This is a genomic window from Companilactobacillus nantensis DSM 16982, assembly GCF_001435815.1.
In the GTDB taxonomy this organism is placed as follows: domain Bacteria; phylum Bacillota; class Bacilli; order Lactobacillales; family Lactobacillaceae; genus Companilactobacillus; species Companilactobacillus nantensis.
Genome location: NZ_AZFV01000076.1, coordinates 1 through 1,258, shown reverse-complemented (window position 1 = coordinate 1,258; position 1,258 = coordinate 1). Strand labels below are relative to the sequence as shown.

General features: G+C 40.5%; 1 protein-coding gene. It reads left to right on the top strand.

The genetic code is table 11. From position 1 onward, the window contains the following. A partial coding sequence (gene ltrA / locus FD31_RS13750) for a group II intron reverse transcriptase/maturase (RefSeq protein WP_057893329.1) occupies positions 1–1,217 on the top strand: 1,217 nt, incomplete at its 5' end. Between the last annotated feature and the right edge of the window lie 41 nt (positions 1,218–1,258).

Below are 1,258 nucleotides of genomic sequence, written 5' to 3'. Positions count from 1 at the left end.
TGAAAGTTGTAGAGAATCATGGCGCAAGTGGCGTCGATGGTATAACCGTTGACGAACTGCATGACTATATATTGGACGTTAAACCCCAATTGATGAATTCATTATATGACCTATCCTACAAGCCAAAGCCAGTAAGACGGGTAGAAATACCCAAGCCTGACGGCTCTAAGCGAAAACTGGGAGTACCAACGGTACTTGACCGTATGGTACAACAAGCCATTGCGCAGGTAATGACACCAGTATTTGAGACAATATTCTCTGACAATAGTTTTGGATTTAGACCAGATCGAAGTACACATGATGCAATAAAACGCGTCATTAAATTTTATGACCAAGGTTATCGCTTTGCGATAGACCTTGACCTTAAGTCCTACTTCGATACGGTAGACCATGATTTATTGATGAAATTTATCAAACAATATATTGATGATGAGTGGCTACTGAAAATGATTCGTAAATTCCTTACCAGTGGAATAATGGACAGAGGTATATTTCAGAAGTCCGAAAAAGGTACGCCACAAGGCGGTAACCTTTCTCCATTACTGGCTAATATTTACCTGAATGAGCTCGATAAGGTCTTAACTGCTCGCGGACACAAGTTTGTCCGCTACGCCGATGACTGTAATATATATGTCAAAAGTGAACGAGCTGGATATAGAGTCCTTGATAGTATTACTAAGTTTCTTGAAAAGGATTTAAAAGTAACTGTTAATCGTAAAAAGACCAAAGTTGGTCTTCCTACAAAAATGAAATTTCTGGGATTCTCGATTGGAAATGCCAAAGAAGGTGCATATGCACGTCTTAGTAAGCAATCGGCAAAGAGATTCAAACGGTCGCTAACAAAGATTACGAAAAGAAATCGAGGTATAAGCCTTGAACAGATGTTCAAGGAAATCAGGCAGAAAGTAATTGGCTGGCTAAACTACTATGGAATTGCTAGGATTAAGTCTTTCATAAAGAAAGAGGACCAGCGACTCCGTTCTCGAATCAGGCAGTATATCTGGAAGTTGTGGAAGAATGTAAAAACCAAGTTTAGGAACCTAATGAAACTTGGTAGGCCTAGAAAGTGGGCTTGGCTGGACGCCAATACCCGAAAGGGTTACTGGCGAACAGCGCATAGTAAGACGCTAATGGTTACTTTGAAAAACGAAAAGCTCGAGTCTCTTGGCCTAATAAATATGACCAATACACTCAAGCTTATTCAAATGCCTAATTAATGAACCGCCGTATACGGGTCCGTACGTACGGTGGTGTGAGA